This is a genomic window from Paraburkholderia sp. RL17-380-BIE-A (assembly GCF_046028085.1).
Lineage (GTDB): Bacteria > Pseudomonadota > Gammaproteobacteria > Burkholderiales > Burkholderiaceae > Paraburkholderia.
Map to the genome: position 1 here is coordinate 153,922 of NZ_JARESQ010000013.1, position 24,647 is coordinate 178,568.

At 59.3% G+C, this 24,647-nt stretch carries 19 protein-coding genes and 1 pseudogene; 6 read left to right on the top strand and 14 right to left on the bottom strand.

The genetic code is table 11. The features are described from left to right. The first annotated feature begins 3 nt into the window (after positions 1 to 3). Both P0D68_RS22575 and P0D68_RS22580 read left to right on the top strand, forming a co-directional pair. Complete coding sequence (locus P0D68_RS22575; RefSeq protein ID WP_408302365.1) at positions 4 to 1,713, top strand: tannase/feruloyl esterase family alpha/beta hydrolase; 1,710 nt, start codon at positions 4 to 6, stop codon at positions 1,711 to 1,713. Positions 1,714 to 2,220: 507 nt separating this feature from the next. Further along, positions 2,221 to 2,709: pseudogene (locus P0D68_RS22580) on the top strand (IS6 family transposase); the annotation flags it as partial. Here the strand turns inward: P0D68_RS22580 and P0D68_RS22585 are convergent. The 5 genes from P0D68_RS22585 to P0D68_RS22605 all read right to left on the bottom strand — a co-directional run bounded on the left by P0D68_RS22585 (position 2,698) and on the right by P0D68_RS22605 (position 9,015). After that, on the bottom strand, positions 2,698 to 3,069 hold the full coding sequence (locus P0D68_RS22585) for a hypothetical protein (RefSeq protein ID WP_408302363.1): 372 nt from the start codon (positions 3,067 to 3,069) through the stop codon (positions 2,698 to 2,700). The pseudogene P0D68_RS22580 and the gene P0D68_RS22585 overlap by 12 nt on opposite strands. Before the next feature lie 169 nt (positions 3,070 to 3,238). Then, on the bottom strand, positions 3,239 to 4,045 hold the full coding sequence (locus P0D68_RS22590; RefSeq protein WP_408302361.1) for an oxidoreductase: 807 nt from the start codon (positions 4,043 to 4,045) through the stop codon (positions 3,239 to 3,241). A gap of 31 nt (positions 4,046 to 4,076) precedes the next feature. Then, a complete protein-coding gene (locus tag P0D68_RS22595) occupies positions 4,077 to 7,214 on the bottom strand; it encodes an efflux RND transporter permease subunit (RefSeq protein WP_408302359.1) in 3,138 nt (1,045 codons plus the stop codon). Further along, positions 7,211 to 8,218, bottom strand: coding sequence for an efflux RND transporter periplasmic adaptor subunit (locus P0D68_RS22600; protein ID WP_408468752.1), 1,008 nt, complete (start codon positions 8,216 to 8,218; stop codon positions 7,211 to 7,213). The genes P0D68_RS22595 and P0D68_RS22600 overlap by 4 nt, the downstream gene beginning before the upstream one ends. A gap of 179 nt (positions 8,219 to 8,397) precedes the next feature. Then, positions 8,398 to 9,015, bottom strand: a complete 618-nt coding sequence (locus tag P0D68_RS22605) for a TetR/AcrR family transcriptional regulator (RefSeq protein ID WP_408302355.1) — start codon at positions 9,013 to 9,015, stop codon at positions 8,398 to 8,400. 76 nt (positions 9,016 to 9,091) lie between these two features. On the opposite strand from P0D68_RS22605, the gene P0D68_RS22610 reads away from it, so the two are divergent. Next, positions 9,092 to 10,552 (top strand): efflux transporter outer membrane subunit, encoded by a 1,461-nt coding sequence (locus P0D68_RS22610; protein ID WP_408302408.1) that lies wholly within the window; start codon positions 9,092 to 9,094, stop codon positions 10,550 to 10,552. Between the two features lie 248 nt (positions 10,553 to 10,800). Here the strand turns inward: P0D68_RS22610 and P0D68_RS22615 are convergent, their stop codons facing one another. Together P0D68_RS22615 and P0D68_RS22620 are read right to left on the bottom strand one after the other, a co-directional pair. Further along, complete coding sequence (locus tag P0D68_RS22615; protein WP_408186733.1) at positions 10,801 to 11,724, bottom strand: glutaminase; 924 nt, start codon at positions 11,722 to 11,724, stop codon at positions 10,801 to 10,803. An 825-nt stretch (positions 11,725 to 12,549) separates the two neighbouring features. Beyond that, on the bottom strand, positions 12,550 to 12,900 hold the full coding sequence (locus P0D68_RS22620) for a TetR/AcrR family transcriptional regulator (RefSeq protein ID WP_408302353.1): 351 nt from the start codon (positions 12,898 to 12,900) through the stop codon (positions 12,550 to 12,552). Positions 12,901 to 14,124: 1,224 nt separating this feature from the next. Here P0D68_RS22620 and P0D68_RS22625 point away from each other — a divergent pair. Further along, the gene (locus P0D68_RS22625) at positions 14,125 to 14,601 is read left to right on the top strand and encodes a MarR family winged helix-turn-helix transcriptional regulator (RefSeq protein ID WP_408302351.1); all 477 of its coding nucleotides are present in this window, start codon (positions 14,125 to 14,127) and stop codon (positions 14,599 to 14,601) included. 11 nt (positions 14,602 to 14,612) lie between these two features. Next, positions 14,613 to 15,386 carry a hypothetical protein gene (locus P0D68_RS22630; RefSeq protein ID WP_408302349.1) on the top strand — a complete coding sequence of 258 codons (774 nt, stop codon included), beginning with the start codon at positions 14,613 to 14,615 and terminating at the stop codon, positions 15,384 to 15,386. Between the two features lie 96 nt (positions 15,387 to 15,482). Here the strand turns inward: P0D68_RS22630 and P0D68_RS22635 are convergent, their stop codons facing one another. From P0D68_RS22635 to P0D68_RS22645, 3 genes are read right to left on the bottom strand one after another with little or no spacing between them, the layout of a single operon-like run. Continuing rightward, a complete protein-coding gene (locus tag P0D68_RS22635) occupies positions 15,483 to 16,439 on the bottom strand; it encodes a PDR/VanB family oxidoreductase (RefSeq protein ID WP_408302347.1) in 957 nt (318 codons plus the stop codon). Further along, positions 16,436 to 17,494 (bottom strand): aromatic ring-hydroxylating oxygenase subunit alpha, encoded by a 1,059-nt coding sequence (locus tag P0D68_RS22640; RefSeq protein WP_408302345.1) that lies wholly within the window; start codon positions 17,492 to 17,494, stop codon positions 16,436 to 16,438. Before P0D68_RS22640 ends, P0D68_RS22635 begins: the two co-directional genes overlap by 4 nt. Before the next feature lie 47 nt (positions 17,495 to 17,541). After that, entirely contained in the window at positions 17,542 to 18,075 is a 534-nt protein-coding gene (locus P0D68_RS22645; RefSeq protein ID WP_091808477.1) for a 2,4'-dihydroxyacetophenone dioxygenase family protein, read from the bottom strand. A 255-nt stretch (positions 18,076 to 18,330) separates the two neighbouring features. Here P0D68_RS22645 and P0D68_RS22650 point away from each other — a divergent pair, with 255 nt between their 5' ends. Further along, on the top strand, positions 18,331 to 19,278 hold the full coding sequence (locus tag P0D68_RS22650) for a helix-turn-helix domain-containing protein (RefSeq protein ID WP_408468753.1): 948 nt from the start codon (positions 18,331 to 18,333) through the stop codon (positions 19,276 to 19,278). Here P0D68_RS22650 and P0D68_RS22655 read toward each other — a convergent pair. From P0D68_RS22655 to P0D68_RS22670, 4 genes are all read right to left on the bottom strand, one after another. Continuing rightward, a complete protein-coding gene (locus P0D68_RS22655) occupies positions 19,240 to 19,899 on the bottom strand; it encodes a TetR family transcriptional regulator (protein ID WP_091808481.1) in 660 nt (219 codons plus the stop codon). The genes P0D68_RS22650 and P0D68_RS22655 overlap by 39 nt on opposite strands. A gap of 153 nt (positions 19,900 to 20,052) precedes the next feature. Then, on the bottom strand, positions 20,053 to 21,075 hold the full coding sequence (locus P0D68_RS22660; RefSeq protein WP_091808482.1) for a LysR family transcriptional regulator: 1,023 nt from the start codon (positions 21,073 to 21,075) through the stop codon (positions 20,053 to 20,055). Between the two features lie 66 nt (positions 21,076 to 21,141). After that, on the bottom strand, positions 21,142 to 22,554 hold the full coding sequence (locus P0D68_RS22665) for an efflux transporter outer membrane subunit (protein ID WP_091808484.1): 1,413 nt from the start codon (positions 22,552 to 22,554) through the stop codon (positions 21,142 to 21,144). Beyond that, positions 22,551 to 24,596, bottom strand: coding sequence for an FUSC family protein (locus P0D68_RS22670; RefSeq protein WP_091808486.1), 2,046 nt, complete (start codon positions 24,594 to 24,596; stop codon positions 22,551 to 22,553). Before P0D68_RS22670 ends, P0D68_RS22665 begins: the two co-directional genes overlap by 4 nt. Positions 24,597 to 24,647 lie beyond the last annotated feature (51 nt).

Below are 24,647 nucleotides of genomic sequence, written 5' to 3' on the forward strand. Positions count from 1 at the left end.
GAGATGAACAGAACCGCAATTGCAATACTGGGTTCGCTGACGCTCGCCGCGTGCGGTGGCGGACCGAACGACACATCGTCATCCCTGCCGCAGCTCAGTGCGGCCACGCCCGCGAATCTCTCCGGCACCTGTACCGCGCTTGCCGCGAAGCTCTCGTTTGCGAACACGACGTTCACGTCGGTGCAGGACGTGCCGGCGGGTACGCTGACGGTAGCCGGCAAGCCGATCGCGGAACATTGCGTGATCGAAGGGAAAATGAATCAACGAGTGAGTTCCGTCGACGGCAAAACCTACGCGATCGGCTTCGAGATGCGCCTGCCGGTCGCGTGGAACGGACGCTTCTTCTATCAGGCGAATGGTGGCCTCGATGGAAACGTGCTGACCGCGACCGGTGAGATCGGCGGCGGTGGTCCGCTCAACGATGCGCTCAACATGGGCTACGCCGTCATCAGCTCGGACGCCGGCCACTCGTCGTCGCAAAACCCGCTGTTCGGACTCGATCCTCAGGCCCGTATCGACTACGGGTATAACGCGGTCGCGACGCTCACGCCGATGGCGAAGCAGGTCATCAGGACCGCCTATGGCAAGGGCCCCGACCGGAGCTATTTCGACGGCTGCTCGAACGGCGGCCGGCATGCGATGGTGGCGGCGGCGCGCTCGTCGGCGGAGTATGACGGCATCATCGCGGGCGATCCGGGCTTTCATCTGCCGAAAGCGGCGATCAGCGAGATGTGGAGCGCACAGCAACTCGCCAAGGTGGCAACGGCGAATACCACGAGCGGCCTTCCCGACATCAAGACGGGCTTTACCGCAGCGGAGCGCCAGCTGGTTGCGGCGCGAATCATTGCGAAGTGCGACTCGCTCGATGGCGTGGCCGACGGCATGGTGCAAGACATCAAGGCATGCCAGGCGAACTTTAGCCTCGCCAACGACGTGCCGACCTGCTCGGGGAATGTACGCGATGGCTCGTGCTTGACGACTGCGCAGAAGGACGCAATCGGCAACGTCTTCTCCGGCGCGCGCAACAGCGCGGGAACGGCACTGTACGCGAGCTTTCCGTACGATGCGGGTATCAATGGCGCGAACTGGTCATTGTGGAAGCAAACCAATTCCATCACGCTGGATCCCGCCGCCGCTGCCTTCACGTTCACGACGCCGCCGCAAAGCGCTTCGCTGCTTACGCAGTTGACGTCATATGCGTTGAACTTCAGCATGGACAACGATGCGCCAAAGATCTTTGCAACGAGCGGCGTCTACACCGAGGCGTCGTGGTCGTTCATGACGCCGCCGGATGAGACCGATCTGAGCGCGTTGAAGCGGCGCGGCGCCAAGCTGATGGTGTATCACGGCACGAGCGACCCGGTGTTTTCATCGAACGATACGACCGACTGGTATCAGCGTCTCATGACGGCGAACGGCGGCGATGCGAGCAACTTCGCGCGTCTTTACACGGTGGCGGGCATGAACCATTGTTCGGGCGGGCCGACTGCGGACCAGTTCGACATGCTCACGCCGTTGGTCGCCTGGGTCGAACAGGGCAAAGCGCCCGACAGCATTATCGCAACCGCACGCGACGCCGGCAACGCGATTCCGAACAGCGAAGTGCCCGCGGAGTGGGGCGCGGGACGTACACGGCCGCTGTGCCCCTATCCCAAGGTCGCGCGATACAAAGGAGGTGACGCGAATTCGGCGGCCAGCTTCTCGTGCGGTTGATCGTTCCGGAGCGTCGCCGGATCTGAATAACGGCATCGCGAACGGCGCTAGCATCCAATAAAGCCACCTACTGTTAACGATGGCCTTATTGGATGCTAACGCCTTGAAGTCCATCTCCCCATTTCTGCCCGCGAGCCGTAAAGCGAAGCAAATCTTTCAATTCGCAAATATACGAATTAAATTCGCCATCCATTCGTAAAGCGAAGTATTGGTCAAGAGGCTGATTTACGAATGAGGGCTGTGTGTGTTCCTTCGCCACCGACAGTCGAGGATCAGCCGAGGGGCGGCGCGTAGTTGCGCGAGCTGAACCAGATTGTCGGGCGTGATTCATGGTGGCTCGATGGACAGGCGTCGGCCTGCTCGGCGCGGCTCTGGTGCAAATATGAAGGCCGATGGGTTGGGCTCAGGGTTTTGGCGCACGCAGGGCAAACAGATGAGTAAGCTGGGGAGAAGCGGTTCACGCCGGAGTTCGTTAAGCGCTGGAACCGCTTTGCTACGGCAGCCTGCAGGTCGTGGCGAGTCGACGAAACTTACGTGAAGATTCGTGGCAAGTGGGTTTATCTTTACCGAGCAGTTGACCGGGCTGGCAAGACGATTGACTTCCGGCTCAGCGCCAGGCGCGATGTTGCTGCTGCCAAGGCCTTCTTCGAGAAAGCGATCAGGAGTCAAGGGCTCGCACCCAGGTCAATCAGGTTGGACGGCTACGCAGCGTCTCACCGCGCAGTGCGCGAAATGAAGATCGATAGATTGCTGCCCGAAAGCACAACGTTGCGATCGTCGAAGTACTTGAATAACCTGATCGAACAGGATCATCGCAACCTCAAAGCACGGGTGAACGTGATGCTCGGCTTTAAAGGCTTCAGGACTGCGGCAACAACCATTTCCGGCTTCGAGCTCATGCATCGCATTCGCAAAGGCCAGTTCAACCTGATGAAGCTGCATCTCAAAGATACCGCTGCGCCCCCGGTTTGGACGGCGGTCCTTTCATCTCGCTGAGACGACGGACGGCCACGCGTCATTGCACAGCAGCAGTCGAGCTTCCGGGCGAGCAGAAACGCCGCTGGCGTCGTTCAGGTCATCGAGCCTTTTCATATCCCGAATCGCGTGGAAAAGATCGCGCATTGAATCGAGATCAATCAGTCTCACAAACGCGAAGGTATCCTCATAGGCACGCATCCAGGGGATCATTGCTGAAGCCACAGCTTTTCGGCCTTCGGTCACCTCCGTATGCCGCAGTGCTTCGTCGAAATGAGCCCAGAAAGCTCGCATTGCGCGCTGGGCGAAAAAGTGGTTGAGCGCGAGCGCGGAGATCTCTCCGATCGCGGGCATCGACGACTCGCGATTCTGACTTTCCATATCTGCGGTTCCGGATGCGTGGGGAGTGGGTTGCAAAGAGTTCCGTGCTGCCGCAGACGGGTCGTGGCAAGGCGCCGAAGTTGTCATGACCATGGACGCCTGAAACTAACCACCGTCGGCGCGGGGCGGGCCCGCGAACGTGATGTACGTTGCGGCGGGAGAGAGGACTTCACGCGAGCCCGAATGTTTTCCTCAAGCTTGCATCCACCGGGCCGGAGGGCATGAAGCGCCGCAATTTGCGCAACAGGGAAGCTTCGCCGGCCGGTGTGCGACGCATACGCCAGGCGCCGAGCGCCGCTTCAACGATTGTCTTCGCCACGCCGTCGGGCGCGGGGGCACCTTTGACACTGTTGACGACTGCGCTCGATGCAAGGGCACGCTCGCGATCATAGTCGGCGATTTTCGAGCTTGCCAGAGGGGCGTTGATGTCCAGATTGGTCCTGGTAAAGGATGGTTCGACCAGCGTTAACCGGATGCCGAACTGGCGCACCTCATGGTCCAGGGTCTCGGTCAGCCCTTCAACGGCATGCTTGGACGCCGAATAGAGTCCCATATAGGGGGCTGGCAGGAACCCGAGCACGGAACTGACATTGACGATCCTTCCGCCGCGTTGTGCACGCATATGGGGAAGTACTGCCTGCGTCGTGCGCAGAATGCTGAAGACGTTGGTATCGAACAGCGACAAGGCCTCGGCAGTCGACGTTTCCTCCACGGCACCCATCAGGCTCGCTCCCGCATTATTGACAAGTACGTCAATTCGCCCGGTGCGTTCGATGACGGACTGGATTCCAGCCTGGACCGAAGCATCGTCGCGAACATCCATCTCGATGAGCCCGACTCCGGAGATAGGCACCGCTTTTGCGATGCCGCGCACTGTGCCAAACACGCGGCAACCTCGCCTCGCGAACTTCTCGGCGGTGGCGCGTCCGATACCCGATGACACGCCGGTCACAATAACGACCGTGGAATTCGACATGAACAGCTCCGTTTGGTGAATTGATCGTGTTTCAACGCGCGTCGAGCGCATCCTGCGTCATGAGTTCGGGATGCGATGAGTGGTGGCCCAGGCTCTTGTGTGAACCCGCGGCGCTGCCGGGCCGGATCCTGAACCAGATCGAATACATGGCCGGCAGGAACACCAGAGTCAGCACTGTTCCGGCCAATGTACCGCCGATCAGCGTGTAGGCGAGGGTTCCCCAGAACACCGAATGCGTCAGCGGTATGAAGGCCAGGATCGCCGCCATAGCCGTGAGGATCACCGGGCGCGCCCGTTGCACAGTGGCCTCGACGACTGCATCGAATGGATCCAGCCCGGCCTGTTCGTTCTGGTGAATCTGCCCGATCAGGATCAGCGTGTTGCGCATCAGGATCCCCGAAAGCGCGATGAGGCCGACCAGCGCATTGATGCCAAACGGCTGCCTGAACAGGATCAGCGTCGGCACCACGCCGATCAGGCCAAGCGGGCTGGTGAGGAACACCATCACCATTGCGGAGATCGACCGAACCTGGAGAATGATGATGACCAGCGTGATCGCCAGCATGATCGGGAACAGCGGCAACATGGCGGTCGTCGCCTTGGCCGATTCCTCGATGGAGCCCGCCTGCTCGATGCGATAGCCACTGGGCAGCTTCGCGATGATCGGCTGAAGCTGCCTGGTGATTGCCGTTGATACATCTGGCGGCTGCAGGTTGTCGGCAATGTCGCCGCGTACCGTGATCGTCGGCACGCGGTCGCGCCAGCGCATGATCGGCTCCTCCAGTCGCACGTCGACCTTGCCGACCTGCGACAGCGGAATGCGCTGCCCGTTGGCGCCGGCTAGCGTGAAGTCGCCGAGCCGGGCAGGGTCGAGACGCACATCGCCGGCCGAACGCGCGACCACCTGCACGGTACGGATATCTTCACGTACGGCGGTGACAGGCACGCCGGTGAGCAGGAACTGCAACTGTTGCGCGACGGCGCTGGACGTCAGTCCCACCGCCTGCAAGCGATCCTGCTGCAAGGCGAAGTGCAGTGTCGGCGAGCGCGTGCCCCAGTCGGTGTTGACCGTGCGCATCATCGGACTGGCCTCCATCACCTGCTGGACTTGAGCCGCGATTCCACGCAGTTTGTCCGGGTCCGGACCGGTGACGCGATAGGCGACCGGGAATGGCGAGTATGGCCCGAACACGAGTTGCGTGACGCGTACGCGCGCTTCGGGCACAAGACCGTCGGCGATAGCTCGCCGCAGTCGCGCCTTCAATGCATCGCGTTCCTCCTGACTGTCCGTGCGGATCACAATCTTCGCGAACGACGGATCGGGCAGTTCCGGCCCCATCGCCAGGAAGAAGCGCGGTGCACCTTGTCCGACGTACGCGGTGACGATCCTGGCGTCCTTCTGTTCAGACAACCATGCCTCCACCTTTTGCGTGGCGGCGCTGGTCTGTGAAATCGATGTGCCATAGGGCATCTGCACTTCGACCAGCACTTCGGGACGGTCGGAGATCGGGAAGAACTGCTTCTTGACCACGCCCATACCGAGGATGGCGATGGCAAAGAGGCCAACGACCGAACCGGCGACCAGCCATTTGCGCACGATCACGCGCGTGAGCAGCTGACGGAAGCGGTTGTAGCGCGGCGTGTCATAGATCGCCTCATGCCCGCCTTCGACCTTTTTGAAGTCGGGCAGCATCTTCACGCCGAGGTAGGGCGTGAAGAACACGGCAACGACCCAGGATGCGATCAGTGCAATGCCGACAATCCAGAACATGTTGCTGGTGTATTCGCCCGCGGTGGACCGCGCGAAGCCGTTGGGCATGAAGCCCACGGCCGTCACCAGCGTGCCCGCGAGCATGGGTGCGGCAGTATGGCTCCAGGCATAGGCAGAGGCGGCCACACGGCTGTAGCCTTCCTCCATTTTCACCACCATCATTTCAATGGCGATGATCGCGTCGTCCACCAGCAGGCCCAGCGCAAGGATCAGGGATCCCAGCGTGATGCGATCGAAGTTCTTGCCTGTCGCGGCCATCACCACGAATACGATGGCCAGCGTCAACGGGACAGCGGCGGCAACCACCAGGCCTGCGCGCCAGCCCATGCTCACGAAGCTCACGAACATGACCACCAGCAGGGCGACAAAAAACTTGAGCATGAACTCGTCGACCGCCGAATGAATGTTGACGGCCTGGTCGGTGACCTTTGTCAGGCTCATGCCGAGCGGCAGCCCGGCGTTGATTGTGCCGACCTCGCTGTCCAGTGCGTTGCCGAGATCGAGCCCGTTCCAGCCGTCGCGCATCACGATGCCCAGCAGCAGCGCGGGCTCGCCGTTGTTGCGGATCATGAATGTCGCCGGATCTTCATAACCGCGCTCGACGGTGGCAATGTCCGACAGTTTCAGCGTGCGACCTTGCACGACGACTGGCGTGTCGCGGATCTTCTGCAGATTGTCGAAGGCGCCGTCCAGGCGAATGAACACCTCCGGACCTTTGGTCTCCACGGAGCCGGCTGGCGTCAGGGCGTTTTGGCCATTGAGCGCGGCGAATACGTCCTGCGGGCTGACACCGAGCGTTGCGAGCCGGTCATGCGAGAACTGGACGTAGATGCGCTCGGCCTGCTCGCCGATGATATTGACCTTCTTCACGCCCGGCACATGCAGCAGCCGTTGACGCAGCGTCTCGGCATCCCGCACGAGCAGCCGTTGCGGTTCGCCCCGGGCTTTCAGTGCGAAGAGCGCAAACGTGACGTCAGCATATTCGTCATTGACCATCGGCCCGATCACGCCAGCCGGAAGGTTGGCTGCTTCGTCGCCGATTTTTTTCCGGGCCTGGTAGAACTGCTCCTGCACTTCCGACGGTGGTGTGCTGTCGAGCAATGTTAGCGTCGTGAAGGCCAGGCCAGGTCGTGTGTAAGTTTCGGTCCGGTCGTACCAGCGCAGCTCCTGCATGCGCTTTTCGATCTTCTCTGCGACCTGATCGTGCATTTCCTGCGCAGTGGCCCCCGGCCATACGGTGACGATGGTCATCACCTTGATTGTGAACGCTGGATCTTCGGCGCGCCCCAGCTTGAAGAAGGACAGGAGCCCGGCCAGCGAGATCAGGCAGATCAGGAACAAGGTGATGGAGCGCTCACGCACCGCGAGCGCCGACAGATTGAATCGGCCTTCGCTCACGGACGTGCTCCTTCGTTCGCCATTGCGACGGCCTCGCCGGACACGCGGACCTGTTCGCCTTCGTGCAGCAACTGGGCACCGAGCGCAATGACGCGATCGCCTTGCTTCAACGTACCGGACACGCGCGCGCTGCCGTCGTCCAGGTGAAGAACCGTCACCGGCTGCCATGCAACCCTGGTCGGCTTGCCGTCGACGACCCACACGCCGGGCCCTTTGCCCGCGTCGAGCACGGCGCCAATCGGCACCTGCATGCCGCCCTGGAGCGCCACGCGTGCGTCCGGTATCTCGATCGTGATGGTTGCACCTAGCGGCGCGCCGGCCAGCGCGTCCTGCAACACATAACGAGCTTCGAAGGTGCGGGTACGCGGATCCGCCGTATCCGAGAGCTGGCGTAGCGTGGCCGGCACGCTGACGCCGCTGTTGCCGAACAGGGTCGCATGGGCGACCGAACCGATGGCGGGGCGCAGAGTTTCCGGTAGCTGGATCACGGCCTCGCGGCGCCCGGCATGGGCCAGGCGCACTACGGGCTGTCCGGCGCTGACAACCTGGCCCGGTTCGGCCAGCGTTTCCATCACGACGCCATCGCCGTCCGCGGCCAGATTGGCGTAGTCCGTCGCATTGCGCGCCACGTCGGCGTCGGCCTGGGCCGCGCTGAGCTGCGCCCTGGCGGCATCGGCGGCCGCCTTGGCCTGGTCGTAGGCCGAAACCGAGATCGCACCCGTGCCGCGCAGGTCGCGATAGCGCTCCTCATCCTGCGCGGTCTGCTGCGCCCGCGCCCGCGCGGCGGTGACCGCCTCCTGCCGGGCCTGCGCGGCAAGCTTGAGATCGATGGGATCGAGGCGCATCAGCAGCTGGCCGCGTTTGACGGTTTGGCCGGTATCCACAAGCCGTTCCAGCACCTTGCCGGAAACACGAAAACCCAGGTCGCTCTGCACGCGAGCCGCGACAGTCCCCGTAAACGAACGGGCTGCGGGGACGGCGCTGTGAACGATGGCCGTGCGCACCAGCGGGACCTCGGTGCGCGGATCGGGCGGTGCTTTTTCGCCACAGGCCGCTAGCGCAAGCGCTAGCGCACAGGCGAGTGCGGATGTGGCGAGAACATGAAAGTCCCATCGATAAAGTGATGACGACTTTCATTATGGTTCTAGTGACTATTTCAGTCAAGCGTCACTAGCGAGGCGCATCAGGGCGACAGACTTCGGAGTACCAGGCTGGATAGCTGTGCAGGTGCGACGTCGGTGGTGTCGCGGTTGTATTGCAGGAGTAGCGGATTGAGATAGGGGCGCAGCACCAGGTAGATCGCCATTGCAGTTTCATCCAGCGGCGTCTTGCGCTCGAAGTCGCCGCTTTGCCTGCCCGCCTGCAGGACTTCCTGGAGCAGCTTCTGCACGCGTGCTTCATAGGCTTGCACCGCCTGCCAGTTTTCCGTGGCGGCTGATGCGGCAATGTCGTATAGCTTGCGGTCCCGGAAGAACAGCTTGAGGCTCGCTTCGGTAAAGACCTTGAACATTCGTCGCAGCTTCTCCGGCGGCAGATCGGTCTCTGCGACGGCTGTCCGGACCTCGCCTTCGATTTCCCGCAGGCAATTGACGCAGATCATTTCGCCAATGGCCTGCTTGGATTCGAAGAATTTGTAGATGTAGGCCTTGGAAAACCCGATCGCCTTGGCAAGGTCGGAGACCGTCGTTTTCTCGTAGCCATACCGGCTGAAGTGCTCCGTGGCGGCGGCAACGATCTGGTCCCGCACCTCGTGGTCAACCGGGCCGCGCACGGGGACGGAGGGAGTGGTGGTGTTTTTCATGGCCATAGCATACAGGAATGGACAACCAGTGACCATTTGGTATTATGGTCACATCAGGAACCTTGTGAAGACGCTCATGCTACCCAAACACCTCCTTGTTGCGGTCATTGTCGCCAGCCTCTCTGGAGCCTGCGCTGTGGGCCCCGATTACGTCCGGCCCGACGTGGCAATGCCGGACCATTTCCATGGCCAGGCCGCGGTAGATCACCGGGAGGCGGCGGCGAGCGCAGACCTGGTCACGTGGTGGACGGGTTTCGGCGATCCGCAACTGACGCGATTCATCGCGCTTGCGCTTGATCAGAACCTCGACCTCGCGCAGGCGTCCGCTCGCGTCGTGCAGGCGCGTGCGGGACTCGGCGCGGCGAACGCCGCGCTGCTTCCTTCTGGCAATGTCAGTGGCCAGATGGCCCGGGTCTACCAGTCGGTTGAAACTCCGCTGGGACGCGTCCTGAACTCAACGCCTGGTTTCGATCGCTACGGCAACGACTACGAGGCCAATTTCAACGCGAGCTGGGAACTGGATGTGTTTGGTGGCCTGCGTCGCGAGCGGGAAGCGGCAGTCGCCGATTATCAGGCTTCAGAGGCCGGCGAGGTGGCCACGCGCCTGGCTGTGGCAGCACAGACGGCCGACATCTACATCACCATTCGTGGATTGCAGGCTCGTTTGCAGGTGGCCCGCAAGCAGTTTCAGACGCAGCAGGATCTGCTCTCGACCATCAAGCTTTTGTATGGGAAAGGCCTGGCGGCCGATCTTCAGGTGAGCCAGGCTGAAGGCGCGCTGGCGCAGGTGCAGGCATCCATCCCGGTCCTGGAGGCCGGCCTGGATGCGGCGATGAACGCGCTGGACGTGATGCTGGGCGCACAGCCCGGCACACATCGGGCGGAACTGTTCGAGGGTGCTGGTATCCCAGCCGCCCCGCGAATTGCGGGCGCCGGCTCGCCTCGCGAGTTGCTCAGGCGTCGGCCCGATCTGATCGTGGCTGAGCGTCGCCTTGCTGCATCCAACGCGCGTATTGGCGTGGCAGTCGCTGAGTATTACCCCAAGCTGTCACTCAGTGGACTGATTGGGAGCGCCACCTCAGTGGCCAGCGGCAACCTGTTCAGCAGCGGTGCCAGTCAGGGCGCTGGCGTGCTGGGGTTGCGCTGGCGTCTGTTCGATTTCGGCCGCATCAATGCGCAGATCAATGAGGCCAAAAGCCAGGATGCCGAGATGCTCGCCGCGTACCGGCTTGCCGCACTGCACGCAACGGAGGACGTCGAGAATTCTTTCTCTACGCTCGTGAAGCGCGAGGAGCAGGCTGCCGTTCTCGCGCAGGGTGTGAATTCGCTAGGCCGGGCGCGAGCCGCCTCGTTTGCGGCCTACCAGAAAGGTGTCGTCAGCCTGATCGAAGTCCTGCAGGCCGATCAAAACTTGCTGCGCGCATCCGACGAGCGGGTGCAGGCGCAAACGGAATCCGCCCGCGCAGCGGTCGCTGCATTCAAGGCACTCGGCGGAGGGTGGCAACCCGCCGATCCTCAGGCCGTTGCAAGCCGATAGCACCACCGCCTTGGGCCGGCTGCAGCCGGCCCGCTCGTTTGCAGAGGCTTTCCTCCGACAGTCGGGACGCTGTTTGCGGCGCCTGCCGATGCGCAGTGCGCACGACGGGCAAGTGACCGTTGGTAATTCGAGAACGGCCACAACTAATGCAATGACCTGACTGACGGAAACGGGTCGGTCCCAGCCTTTCACTTGGCGCTCGCTCAGTGTGAGTCGACGCTTGCCGAATGACCTGGACTCCGGTGTTTTCAAAAAATCGACCGCCCGGTAAGCGTGGTCAACCGTTCAAGCGCCTGAACGCCCGCAAGTGAGTTGCCGTTCGCGTCGAGTCCGGGCGACCAGACGCAGACGGCCATTTCCCCCGGCAGCACCGCGACGATGCCGCCGCCCACGCCGCTTTTCGCTGGCAAGCCGACGCGATACACGAAGTCACCGGCCGCGTCGTACGTGCCGCATGTCAGCATAAGAGCGGACAGGCGTTTGGCCGAACTCGCGTCGAGGATACGTTCGCCAGAGATCGGCGCGACGCCGCCGTTGGCGAGAAAGAGCGCGGCCTTCGCCAGTTCGACGCAGTTCATCGATATCGCGCATTGACGGCAATACGCATCGACGACAGCCTCGGGCGGCATCTCCAGGTTGCCGAAGCTCGCCATGAAATGGGCCATCGCGCGATTGCGGTGTGCGTGCTGCAATTCGGACTGAGCCACGCGCATGTCATAGTCGATGGTCGATTCACCCGTCAACCGCCGCATGAATTCGACGAGCGCTGTCTCCGCGTTGACGAAGCGGCGGCACAGCACATCGGTGACGACCAGCGCGCCTGCGTTGATGAACGGGTTGCGCGGCTTGCCCTTCTCGGCCTCGAGTTGCACGAGCGAATTGAAGGCCGTACCCGACGGCTCACGGCCCACGCGCTGCCACAACGCATCGCCCAGCAGCCTGAATGCCATCGTGCACGCGAACAGCTTGGAGATGCTCTGAATTGAAAAGCGCGTATCGGCTTGTCCCACGCGATACACGTCCCCCGAGGTCGTGACAACGGCCATGCCGAAGCTGTTGGCGGGCACATTCGCGAGTTCGGGAATGTAGTCTGCGGCGCGGCCCGCGGTGCGCCACGGCTCGATGTCGCGATGGATCTGTTCGAGGATCGCTTGATAGTTCTGGTAGGACATTGGTGGCTGCATCCAGGAGCCCTTGAGCATGGGTCGCGATGATACCGCAGCCAGGCAGTGTTAGGTGCCTCGCCCACAGTGTCGAGCACATGGGTCGGTCTCCGCCTTTCGCATCCCCCGTTGCGATCGGTGATCGATCTCGGTTCGCATCGGACCCGGTTCGGCCACAACCCGCCGTTCACATGCGTCGTCGATCAGACGTTCAGGCGTCGGCTTCGCCTCGCAACCAGCCATCCGATTGTCGAAGATGAATGCTTCGTCATCGGCCTTTGCGGACGTTTGAAGATACTCGTTCCTGAGCCTGCAATATCGCGTAAAGCCGACGACGGCGGCATTCAGCGGGCGTACTAGCGCATTCGCAAGAGGCAGCGACCTCGACGAGAGCGTCATCCTAGCTGCGTGCAGGATCATGCACGCGGTCCCGGTGAAGCTTCTGCTCTCAACGACGTGCGCGTCTAATTGCAATGTATCCACGTCCTGGTTTTCAAACATTGCCCGGAAGATGTCGCCCGCGGCTTCCCGGCAAGGCCCTCAGAACTAACAACACTGGGTGCCCGGCGTCACCGGTTTCGCTGCGATGCACGCCCTGGATGCTTTGAAGAGTCAGTCTGCATTTTCTCGCTTTCTCGCGCTGATGCCATCGGACCACGCAAGGCGAGGCGTATTAAGTCGCCAGTCGTAGGTCCGCCGTGGAAATGCGTGGCGGCTCCAGACGTCAGCGCCCTAACCATCGCGCCCATTTCTAGTGGCGTTGCCGGCGCTTTGTCGTCCGGAAAATTTTTCGTGACGAGCGACCCTACTTCTATCGAGTTCGCAGTGGACAGCTCAGTGTGTCGCTTCGTGAGAACCGCGTCTCGTTGAGCATGCCGTACAAAGGTCCAGGATCAACGATCGCCGGTCAACTTCGCGCGAATTAAGCGTCGCCCATTCGCAGATGGCCTCGACAATTGCCTCGGGTTCATCGAAATTCATCGGCTTTTCTTCAGGATCGTGCTGGGCATGGAGCGCAGGACCCTCGACCAGCTGAAGGAAAATGTCTTCCTTCGATGACAAATTAGAAGAGAACGCACCCTTAGTGAAACCGGCGTCATCAACGATGCGGTCGATTGACGTACCGCCGAATCCTTCTCGGGCGAAGACCTCGGCCGCAGCTGCCAACAGCTTTTTGCGCGTCAAGGCACGACTTTCCTCTTTCGTCAACGCGACATTTTGAGCCGTCCATCTTCCTGGTTAATGGCGACCTATTCGGCACACGAAAGTGTGCTGGCGAAAACCGACTGAATTCGCAAAAAAAAGCTGGACGGTACTCAACATTACATAAATCGTGTATCGCTATGGAACTGTGCCTATATGTTATGGACCGTGATAAGCAGTCGCTCTGCGACGCGCGCCGCGCCAGGTGATTTTTCGTGCACACCAGTTGACCTACGAACCGACAATCCGTCATTCGAAATGCTGCCGTGCAGTTGACTGACGAGGACAGAAGCGCGTGCGGCATGCGGATCAAGCGAGTAGTCGCAGAATGAGATCCCGTGCATCTCGAGCAGCAAACTGAACTCCCAAACTATCGCCAAGGAAGGCTGGCATTCATCGCCGCGACCTTTGCATCCGGATATGCCTCTGTTTCGTCTGCCGTCCCGCAAGTTGACACGCCATATCATCTTGCAATGTGGACAGGCGGCGAGTACGAGCTGACTCGCAGGTCCGAGGGTGACGCGCTTTGCTCGCTTGCGCCGCTCCGCGCTATGGACCTATCGGTTGCCTTTGATCTGTCTGGGTAGGAAGTTTGTTCCAGTTGGCCCTGACGTACCGTTAGGGAGTCGACGGATTCGCTTTCAAAATTTGTGAGCATGTCTGGTTCGGCGGACTGCGCGAAGGAGGTCGTTGGCGCAACCAGAATGACTGCAATAGCGATGGATATGACGGGCAATTTCATACGAAGCACTTCCCTTCCTGGTTGGATTGCCAACGCATTGTGTTGGGCCGTAGCGAGTTTAGGATTGTTGGTGCTCAGATGAAATCGCATTTCTTTCAATGCACCTTTGCCAGAACTATAGAAATATTTTTGCTGGGTCGATTCAAAGCGTTCTTCCGGCAGGCCAACCACAAGACTCCGAGCAGGAGATCAGCGATTCTTGAAAGATAATTTGCTGGATTTGCAACAGTTCCGACGCAAGGAGTGGCGTAACATTGCTTCCAGGAGCAAAGCGAATCTAATGCGCTCGTTTCCCTTCCAATGACTGCGTCACAACAGCCTTTAGCTGTTGCACTTGCGCTGCACCTACCATTTGGTGCCGATAGAAAATATGCCTCAACGCACGGCACACTGTTCCGCGCTGTGCGGCAAGTTACCTTTGCGATTCTTCCCCAGTGTTTAACGGTCAATGTTCAGCAGACGCGATGAGCGCCTATCCTTCTCTCGTCGCCGACGAAAAGATACATTTGTGCAATTTAATTTGCCGTGCGCGTGCTGTGTTGTGGGATGCCGCCACGCAACGCACGCTTTCCACGCTTGGTCTGACAACATCGCAAGCCGCCATCTTGCTAGCCATTGCTATTGCTCGTGAATGCTCTGCGGCAGAACTTGCACGCGAGCTCGGCATAGACGCCAGTGCAGTAACGCGGCTGGTTGACCGGTTAGGAAAGGTAGGACTCGTTGTGCGCCGCCGTATTCCAACGGACCGGCGCGTACTTCTCCTTTGGCCGAGTGCGGAAGGCGAGCGCGCCGCTGCGCAGATTCCCGCCATATTTACGGAGACGCTGAAGGGTCTCCTGCTAAGCTTCACGGTTGAAGAGATCGATCTGTTCAAAGGGATGCTTGGCAAAATACTGGTCAACGCTGGACAACAGATCGCACCGCCATTAGTCACACGATGAGACACGATGTTTTGTACGACTTCCAAGCCCCAATTTCCACCGATCTCACCGCCATTCTCAACCAAGTCGGCGACAAACAAAGCAGTCACCTTGCCTTTGCACGCCCGTTCATCGACGGTGCAATCGCAAACGAAAGGTTGCTCGCGAGCAGCGTGCTGATGCTTTGCGCACGTGCGATCGGCGTCCAGGACGGTAGGGAGGGGTGCCTTTATGCGTTTGCCGCAGCGATGGAGTTGATGGTGTTGTCGCTCGGGGCACATGCGCAGCTATCCGACGCAACGGCCGGTACACCAGCAAATCCATTGTTGACGCTCGGAACGGCCGCGGGCGTCCTGCTCGGCGATGTCCTTTATACACGGGCCTTTCAGATCGTGGTCAAGACCGGACATGCGGGGGGGCTGGCAGAAATTGCCCGCGCAACCGAGCGCATGGTGGCGGCGGCCGCAAACGACCGGGTCGTACCTAACGAAAGCACGCCAACTCAGCGCGGAACCGCTTCGTTTCGCATGGAAGCCTACGCGTCATGCTGCAGGCTGGCAGGCGTACTTAACGAGACCGTTTCCCCTGATCGACATGCACAGCTGGGCCGGCTGGCAGAGCGGCTTTTGGGTACACGCATGATCCCCATGAGCGGGGACGAGAACGTTGAAACGAAAGAAACAGACTTGGATCTGCTGCACACCTGTTTTCGCCCGTCCGAATTCCGCGACGCACTGAGCCTTCTTTTGTCGTCCTTGCGGTCAAACCCGATTGCGTGGCAAGTCGGACCGTTCGAACTGGCGTAACCCGTTGAATCATGGTCAACCCGATGTCACCACGCGAAGAGCGGGTGCTGCGCGGTAGGCTTTGTCTGATGCCGCGCAACCTCCATTGCGAATCCGTCAGATATCGAGTGTGATCACACCAGATAGCGAGCGCGAACAGCACGGCGCGATATGAGTGTTAGCGGCCTTTTCAGCCTCGCTTTGAAAAAGATCGCGGTGGTCAGGGACACCTTCGACAACACGGGTCAGACAGGTCCCGCAAACGCCTTGTTCGCAAGACATTTGGACCGATACGCCCACCGTGTGCAGCGCGTCGGCGATAGTCTGCTTGTCGGTTACGTCCACAGTGACGCCACTTCGCGCCGCCTTGACCGTGAAGGTGCATCCGCCCGCAAGCGGTGCCGCCGAGAATCGCTCTGAGTGGATTCGTCCTGTTGCCAGACCCGCGGCAACAGCCGACGATGTGACCCACTCCATAAAGCCGGCCGGCCCGCAGAGGTAGAGATCCGCCGCCGTTCGCTGCGCAAAAACCGCTGGGGAGAAGCGTTGCTTGGGGTCACCATCATCGAAGTGGAACTGCACGGCCGACTTGAACTTGCAGGAAGCAAGCTCGCTGATAAAGGCGGCCTGCGCCTGCGATCTGACGCAGTAGTGCAACTCGAAAGGCGTGCCAAGCTCGTGCAGCCGATGGGCCATCGACATCAACGGCGTGATGCCTATCCCGCCACCGACCAGCACACCGAATGTTGACCCTTCGCGTAGCCGGAAGGCGCTGCGCGGTGCGCCGACGGCCAACCGTGTGCCAGGCTTCAATGCTGCGTGTAGCGAGGAGGACCCACCGCGAGATTGTGATGCACGCAGAATCCCCAGGCGATATCGATAGCGGTCTGATGGCGAGTTGCAAATGGAGTACTGGCGAACCAGGCCCTCAGCGACATGTATGTCGATATGGGCGCCCGCCTCGAAAGGCGGGAGGCAGTTGCCATCGGGATCGGCTAACTCGACGGACAGAATGTCCCCAGTTTCATCCGTGCGTTTTGCAACCATGAGGTTGAGCAGCTTGTCGGTAGTCATGATGCCGCTGCTGCCTCCACGACTGGCTGAGGTTCCTGCTCGTCACTGATCAATTGCTTGAGCACGCGCCTCGCCCGCAAAGCACCGGCGTCTGCGGTCAATAAAACAGGCCGCATCTGGTCGAAAGTCTTGCCGCCCATCATCAGCTCGACTCGCTCGATGATCGGTACATCTTCTCCGACGAATGCAACGTGTACGGCTTCCTCAATGTTCCTGTCGACAGACTCGTCGTCCAGCTTGAACGGCCGGCTTACCGACCAGAAGTAGTGCGTTGACGTCTGCGTTTCAGGCGTCAGAAAATGGTTGAAATACGCCCACACCCCTTTTTCACGAGACTCGCCGACTGGCGCAACGCCCACATCGAGCCGCAGAACCCCGGGCGCATCCCAGCGCATATTCAGCCAATGATCGACGGGCTTTCCGTAGTTGTCGAATATGGCGTCCCACACGGGCGGCGCCATACCGTCCGGACACCAACGGTTCGAATGCACTGTAGCCCCGTCCTGAGTAACTTCGGTTTTCCCCTTCTTGATCGCTTCGCTGCCGAGGCCACCTGCGTGCAGATATTCGACATGAGAGAGGTCCATCAGATTGTCAGCAATCAACTCGTAGTGCGAGCGCACATAAATGGAGCCGGACAAAGTGCGAAACGAGGGTGACGTCATGAAACCAAAATCTGGAATGGCGGATGGGTCAGCCCTGCCTGGATCGCCCAGCCACAACCAGAGCAACCCGTGGCGCTCAACGGCGGAATAAGTCGGGATTCGCGCGGCATGGGGAATTTTGCCGTCGCCGTGCGGATTGTGGACGCACTGACCCGATGTGCCATCGAACTGCAGGCCGTGATACGGACATTGGATGATGCCGTCGCCTACGACAGTTCCTGTATGCAGCGGCGCAAATCGATGCGGGCACCGGTTGCCCGCCGCGACGCAAGTGCCGTCTTCCTTGCGAAGCATCAGGATCGATTCGCCGCAGATTGTGCGAGCCATCGGTGCGGTGGTGATTTCGCTGGCGAGCGCCGCGACATACCAGGTGTTTTTGAGGAATGTCATGCTGTTGTCTCCTATGCAGGGGCATTCTCTGGCTTCTGCAGACGCCTTTAGCGTAACAAGCCCTTGATCGTGTCAGCACCGAAGCCCATCGCATCGTAGTGCTTCTCGCACATCTCGATGTAGTCGTGAACATCGAAATAGCCGTCGGACTTGCCATCCTTGTCTAACCAGATCAGCGGTCCGTGCACGATAAAGAAAACCCGCATCGGTTCCTCATGTTCGAAGGCAACGAGTGTGTGGCCTTCGCCTGGCGTCTCGTAAACGAAGTCGCCTTTTGTGGCGGTCCAGTCATGTTCGAGGTATCCCCATTTGCCGGAGATGGTGTATGCAAAAACTTCATGCGGGTGGTAGTGCCGATTGACGAGGCCCGCTTCTTTCGCCATCAGGATGTCGCACCACCTGTTTTCGCTCGGCGAGATCCACAACGGACGGGATGACACGGTTTCGGTGAACGGCACGTAAAGCCGGTCATCTTCCGACGCCGCGCCGGCGATGTACGCCTCCGGCAACGCGTGCGGTTTGAACGGGTTGGCGATCGGGCTGAGGTCGCGCCAGAATTCATTCTTTGCTCTATCTACCATCATCGTCTCCTTGAAATCGTGAAGACAATTTATCGTCAATGGCGGAGGTCGGTTTGATTCCTGAGGACGTGGGATTTGACTGAGCGGGACACCAGATCACCTCAATTTCGACGACGCCTGACAGGCGTCCCTATAAGTGGTAGCTTTCTAGAAAGCCGAAATCAGACGACGGTCGCCGCAGAAGCGACCGCAAAATTGGAGACAAAACCGGTGAATACTTATCCCCCTTTACTCACGTACGCATCGACGGATCCCGTGGCGATCGAAGAAAGGCTCGCATATTGGGATAAATACAACGCCGCGGCGCTGATCGGATTGCGCACGTCTTCGCTATCGGAGTCAGGGCTGACTGCGCGGCAGGCGAACGGTACTCTGGACACCATGCGCGTTGCCGAGATCGAAGGAAACGATCATGTGATCGAACGGAACCCGCGACTCGTGAAGGAGTTTCCCAAGGAATCGATCTTTGCGTGTCACCTGGTTAAAGGAAACGCATACTTCATTCAGGGCGGCCAAAGTCAGTCTCTGACCGTCTGCGACACAATAATCTACGACACACGTCGTCCCTTTACGTTTGGCTTTCTCTCGGATATGCGTGAGCTACTCGTGGATATTCCCGTGACCGAACTGGCCGAACAGTGGGACATCCGGGCTGACGAGTTACCGCTCAAAATTGCGCCGACGCCCGGTGTCGGTATCGCTGTGGGAGCCGAGTTTCGGCGGGTCCTGACCAGCTATCTGCGGGACCCGGCAGCCGAAAGTGCGGAGTCGTTGCCGGCACGCACCCATATGCTGCTGCGCTCGATGGTGAAATCGAGCAGGAACGGAGCATCTGCACTCGAGCCATCCGTGTTTTATGTTCTGCAGGCGAAGGGCTATATCGCCCAGAATTTGAGTGACACACAACTGACGCCTACGAACGTTGCGGTCAAAGTCGGTGTTTCAGTGCGACATCTCAATCGTCTATTCGCTGCGGAGCGAACTTCGCTTTCCGACTATATCTGGGCGCAGCGAGCCGCGCGAGCATACCGCGACCTGGTCACTCATGCGGGACGGAAAGTAACTATCGGAGAGATCGCGTTCCGTTGGGGCTTTTCGAGTCAGGCACATTTTTGCCGGACGATCGTCGCACGCTATGGAATGACGCCCTCTGATATATTACGCTCACCGAATAGTGCTCCGCGTGGTACTCAGGGCGTCTAGGACCGATGGACAGGTAAGTGCCGTCAACGCGGCCGACACGGTAGCGCGAGCAACAGCGCGCGCCGAGGTCCGGGGTGCTGTGTCGAGCGTCAGGATAAGCGCCCCAACGATCTGACCATGGATGTAGTGAGCACAGCACCGGCTGTCGAGAGTAGATGGCAATACACCATGTCCGATCGCGCGATCTAGCGCTGTTCTCAGTACCGAAATCAAGGAGTCTACGGCGTGCCTAAAACCGATCGCAAGGGCATTCTGCTCGGTCATCTCGGTGCGCGCGAGCAAAATCACGAAAAAGCGCATGGTCTGTGTATCGACGAATGGCTCTTCGACAAGTTGCAGGCAGAATCCCTGGACGTCTTCAAGCAAAACGCCCGTACTGATGCGCTCGCTAAACGCCTCGATGCGGGTAGCAATCCTCGCATACCCCCTCTCAAACATCGCTGCCAGCAGTGCGTTCTTATTGTCAAAGTGCCAGTAAAGCGCACCTCTCGTCAAACCCGCGTGGCAGGCGATCCGCAATAACGATACATGCTCGACGCCCTCTGTCGCGAAGAGCATCTCTGCTGAATCCAGCAGTCGAGCACGGGTTATCAGCGAGCCCTCTTTCGAACTTTTTCCCATTACGGACTCTGTGTGTCCTTCCCACAACAACGTACAGGCCGACCCGACGGCTGTCCGCCATGCGCCAGGGAATGCAAATATTTCCGATCCGGTTCTAGCTACGCGTGATCCGGACGTAGGGCTACGTGACGAGTGCGATTCGCGCTCCTCATGTCATCTGTTGATCCAAACTTCAGCCACCTTCGGAACGGACAGTCTTGATGCCGACGAAACCACGTCCCAACCTGCATTGTCCCGCATATGGGCAGGAGAAGTCCCGATGAGTTCCGCGTCGGCTGCAAGCACGCCGGGCATCTCCGCGAGAAGGAACTCGACCCATGTTCGGATTTTTGCGTCCAGATGCTTTCTGGACGAATAAAGGAGGTAGAGATTCAGTTCCTGTAGCGTGTAAGTCGGCAGAATCCGCACCAAGGTTCCGGCGCGAAGTCCTGCGAGAGCCGTGGCGCAAGGCAGCAGTCCGATACCGAGTCCAGACTGGATAGCGACATCAAGCGCTTCTGCTGTATTGACTCGGAGTGTTGATGGGTCCAAAAGGACCTCTTCGATGCCGTCAGCACCTTCAAACTTCCATCGATCTGCGGGGAACACCGGGGTGCGTAGCTGAATGCACGTATGCGTCCCGAGGTCGGCCGGTGTCTGCGGCACGCCGGATTCGCTAATGTAGTCCGGCGATGCGCAGGCGACGCTAAAGACGCTACCCAGATGGCGCGCGACAAGATCTGAATCCGGCATCTGCGGCGCGAGCACCAGCGAAACGTCAAAGCCTTCGGCGACAAGATCTGGAACGCTTTGGGAAAAGGTGAGATCGATGGAAACAGCCGGATGCAACTTCGAGTAGCGCGCAATCGCCGGTACAACGTGATGCTGTCCGAAACTGGACATCGCGTGAAGCCGCAGCACGCCCGAAGGGTGTGTGTGAGCCTTGCGCGCCTCCGCCTCTGCGTGATCGATTTCCATCAGTATTTGCTGACAGCGTCGCAGGTAGCGCTCTCCTGCCGCCGTCAGCGCCATACGCCGTGTCGTGCGATTTATAAGGCGGGTGCACAAGTGATCCTCGAGCGCGGTCACGGCCCGTGATACCTGCGCGGTTGTAGTCTGCATCCGGCGCGCCGCATCGGTAAAGCTCTCATTTTCTGCAACATGCACAAATGCACGCATACCTTGAAGCATATCCATATTTCTTTTAATCCATCGAATGGCGCCACCCGATTCACCCGCGGAGCCTGTTCAGAAGAAAAGATATCATTCCGACAATCCGCCTCCGAGCGCCTTATACAGACTGATCTCTGTAGTTAATTGCAGCATGTGATCGCTCAGAAGTTGCTGCTGTGAGGACAGCAACTCACGCTGAGCATCGAGTACTGTGAGATAGGTGGAAATGCCCTGGCGAAAACGTTCGTTCGCAAGGGCGAAGTACTCCTTGTTGTTTTGCACCAGATCGCGCTGCGCCTGAAGCTGGTCGACATAGGTAGAGCGTGCGGCGAGTCCATCCGCGACTTCCCGGAAGGCGACCTGAATGCTTTTCTCGTATTGCACAATCGCAATATCTTTCTGGATCTTCGAGTAATCAAGACTGGCCTTGAGGCTGCCGCCGTTGAAAATCGGCACGTTGATCTGAGGTGCGAATGTCCAGATACCCTGGCCCGGCGTGAACAGATCCTTGAGCCCGGCGCTCGTTGTGCCGGCCGAGGCTGTCAACGTGATGCTTGGAAAGAATGCCGCACGCGCGGCACCGATATTCGCGTTGGCCGAGAGAAGCTGATGTTCAGCAGCCTGGATGTCCGGGCGACGCAACAGAACGTCCGAAGACAGTCCCACGGGAAGGTTGTAGATCACCGTATTGTCGAGCGGATCTTCCTTAGGCAAATCGTTCGGTAAAGGCGCGCCGACTAGCAACTCAAGGGCATTGATATCCTGCGCGACCTGACGCATATCAGCAGCCTGCTGGGTGCGCGCACGGTCAACCGCCACACGAGCCTGCCGCACCGCCAACGCTGATGCAATACCTTTTCGCTCATTGCGTTCGACCAGGTCCAGACTTTTTTGATTGCTCGCCAGGGTTGCATCCGTCAACTTCGCGAGGTTCTGATCTGTCCGCCAGGTTAAATAGGCATCCGCAACCTCGCTCACCAGGGCGATTCGTTCGCTGCGTTGCGCCTCGTCGCTGGCGAGATAGGTTTCCAGCGCCTGCTTCGAGAGGCTTCGTACCTTGCCGAAGAAGTCGACCTCATAGGAGCTCATTCCCAACGCGACTTCGTACTGGTTCTCCATGCCTGGCAGTCCCGAAGCCGATACGTCAGATGGCAGTCTTTGTATGTTCGCCGATGCGCCCGCGCCGACATTCGGCAGCAATTTCGCGTTCTGGATACGGTGCAGCGCGCGGTACGCGTCGACGTTTAACGCGGCCTTGCGAAGATCGCGATTGTTTTCGAGTGCAACTCCGATCACGCTGCGCAGACCCGGGTCTTTGAAAAATTCTTTCCAGCCGATGTCGGGCGCCATCTTTCCGCTGTTCGCAGACGCGGATGCATACGCGGGACCTGTGGGCCATGTCGGCCTAACTGGCGCAGTAGGACGGTGATACTCGGGTATCAGGCTGCAACCAGATAACACCATGCTGCATGCCAGAATTGAAGCGATATGGCGAGGTTTCATTGCATTGTTTCCTGAAGCGGAAGCGACTTGAATACGCGTCGGATCAAGTAATCGCATTCGCGCAGGTAGTGATCACGCGATATTTTTGTGTCGCTTGTGGAAACGCGGTTCGGCAGAGGAATCGGAGCGACGCCATCTACAAGTCGGTGCTTGTTTTGCCAGCCGTCAAAAAGGTAGTTCCGATAAAGCTCGGTCTTCCACGGCCTCAGTGCGTCCGATCGGGCAGGCATCCCGATGCCTTCCAGGTAGGCATCAACTTTGCTGACCTGCGTCATCAAGAAAATGCATTGCCCAGCTTTATCCACCAATGCCGCCCTGGTGTCGGGCTCCACTTCATGGCTGGCGGCGACCAGCTTGTCGATGACCAGTCCGACACGGTGCTTCAGCGCATTTGCAGCGCCGTTGCCGTGGCGATTCGTCAGGATGACATTGCGTAGATCCGCTTCAAATAGCGAAGCGGCGGATGCCCCCTCTTTAAACAACGGCCGCCGTGGCAGCAAGACGTAAAGGAGCGCCAGAATCGCGGAACCGATGCCGACCGACAACGAGCGTTCGATAGCGAATGGCACATTCAAGGCCAACGCAGGCGTGTTCAAAGGAAGCACGAGAATCATGTACGACAGGCAGAAGCCGAGACTATAGGGGAACGACATGAGACTGGACAGACCCATCAATCCGAAGAACAACACACTGCCTGCCGTCAGGATCAACAGCTCAATCGCGCTCGGCGCCTGAGCCAGCAAAATGAACACTGCCAGACCTACAGGAATGCCTATGGCCGTCCCAATGACGATCTTCTTCAGAATGATTTCGGGGTGAGGCAACTTACCGAGCATGATGCTGAAGACGACGGGCACGACCGCGATTAGAAATCCCTGACCCCATCCGGTCGCGTACCACAGGCCAAAGACAATCACGAACAGCAAGGACGATCGTAATCCGGTCGTAACGCTGTTACGGAACTGGAAGTGCCGCTTGATCCTCGTGCCCTCGACGTCGATTTTTTCTGCTCGAAGCAGGCTACCATACAGGTCGGCGAGCGACTTTAGCTGCAGCGCGAGGTTGTGCAACTTCGTGAGCAGCAAGGACCGCCCGGTGAACTCGACGATCTCCCGGTCCTTTGCGATCGAGCCATTCAACTCCCAGATAAACTCCGTGAGCGAATCCATCTCGTGCGGCATCCGGCGCACCCGATCGAGCGGCATCGATGCCGCAGCCTCGGTCAGGCGCTGGAGTTCCGCCGCGACGGCGTGTTGTTCGTCCGGCTGAAGCTGGTGCAAAGCGTACGATTCCGAGACTATTTCGACCGACACACGGTTCATTTCTCGCGCAATTTTTGCCGCCCGCTGTCCCCAATGACCTTCGAGACTGCAGTGGTTCGCCGCGTCCTCGCACTCGACAAGCGTCGAATAAATAGCCGCCTGCTTCGACCGCAGTGCGTCGTCGTCGAGTGCGAAGTCGCTATTCAGGTGAAACAACGCATCGACAAGCTTGCGGCTCGTACCGTACAGCATATCGGTGCTGTACACCGGCCACAGTGCGGCACTGACGAGCGCAGCCCAGGCGATCCCTGCGATGATCGCCCCAATACGATCGATGAAGATGACGATGAACTCTTCGCTCGTCGGACCGATAAATCCGGGGATCATCACCATGATGACCACGGTCACTGAGAAGATTGCACAACAGAACGTGAAGTTGCCGTCGCGTGTGTGATAGGACAGGCTCGCGGAGACGAAAATAACCGCCGCTACAAGCAGTGCCAACATGAAAGGACTTTGTGCCGTGAACGCCATCAAGAGTAGTCCCAGCAATCCACCGAGAATAGTGCTGATGCACTGAAACAGACATTTTTTGACGACCTGTGCGTGGTCCGGTGCGAAGAAAGAAATCATTCCGGTGATCATTGCCCACACCGGATGTTCGAAATTCATCAGAAGCGCAATCACGAGCGCGCCCCATACGGAAATGCTGACTTTGATCGCTGTTCTGACGGCGACCTTGTTCGTGAGCAGATAGGCGCTTAGCACTGAGCCTGTCATTGCTTTTCAACCTGAAAAATTACCAAGGCGTTCATAGCGGCCAATTTCGCC

Coding starts and splice junctions, on each gene's coding strand:
- P0D68_RS22575 (WP_408302365.1), top strand. CDS start 4: ATGAACAGAACCGCAATTGCAATACTGGGTTCGCTGACGCTCGCCGCG.
- P0D68_RS22585 (WP_408302363.1), bottom strand. CDS start 3,069: ATGGAAAGTCAGAATCGCGAGTCGTCGATGCCCGCGATCGGAGAGATC.
- P0D68_RS22590 (WP_408302361.1), bottom strand. CDS start 4,045: ATGTCGAATTCCACGGTCGTTATTGTGACCGGCGTGTCATCGGGTATC.
- P0D68_RS22605 (WP_408302355.1), bottom strand. CDS start 9,015: ATGAAAAACACCACCACTCCCTCCGTCCCCGTGCGCGGCCCGGTTGAC.
- P0D68_RS22610 (WP_408302408.1), top strand. CDS start 9,092: ATGCTACCCAAACACCTCCTTGTTGCGGTCATTGTCGCCAGCCTCTCT.
- P0D68_RS22615 (WP_408186733.1), bottom strand. CDS start 11,724: ATGTCCTACCAGAACTATCAAGCGATCCTCGAACAGATCCATCGCGAC.
- P0D68_RS22625 (WP_408302351.1), top strand. CDS start 14,125: ATGAGCGCCTATCCTTCTCTCGTCGCCGACGAAAAGATACATTTGTGC.
- P0D68_RS22635 (WP_408302347.1), bottom strand. CDS start 16,439: ATGACTACCGACAAGCTGCTCAACCTCATGGTTGCAAAACGCACGGAT.
- P0D68_RS22640 (WP_408302345.1), bottom strand. CDS start 17,494: ATGACATTCCTCAAAAACACCTGGTATGTCGCGGCGCTCGCCAGCGAA.
- P0D68_RS22645 (WP_091808477.1), bottom strand. CDS start 18,075: ATGGTAGATAGAGCAAAGAATGAATTCTGGCGCGACCTCAGCCCGATC.
- P0D68_RS22655 (WP_091808481.1), bottom strand. CDS start 19,899: ATGGGAAAAAGTTCGAAAGAGGGCTCGCTGATAACCCGTGCTCGACTG.
- P0D68_RS22660 (WP_091808482.1), bottom strand. CDS start 21,075: ATGGATATGCTTCAAGGTATGCGTGCATTTGTGCATGTTGCAGAAAAT.
- P0D68_RS22665 (WP_091808484.1), bottom strand. CDS start 22,554: ATGAAACCTCGCCATATCGCTTCAATTCTGGCATGCAGCATGGTGTTA.
- P0D68_RS22670 (WP_091808486.1), bottom strand. CDS start 24,596: ATGACAGGCTCAGTGCTAAGCGCCTATCTGCTCACGAACAAGGTCGCC.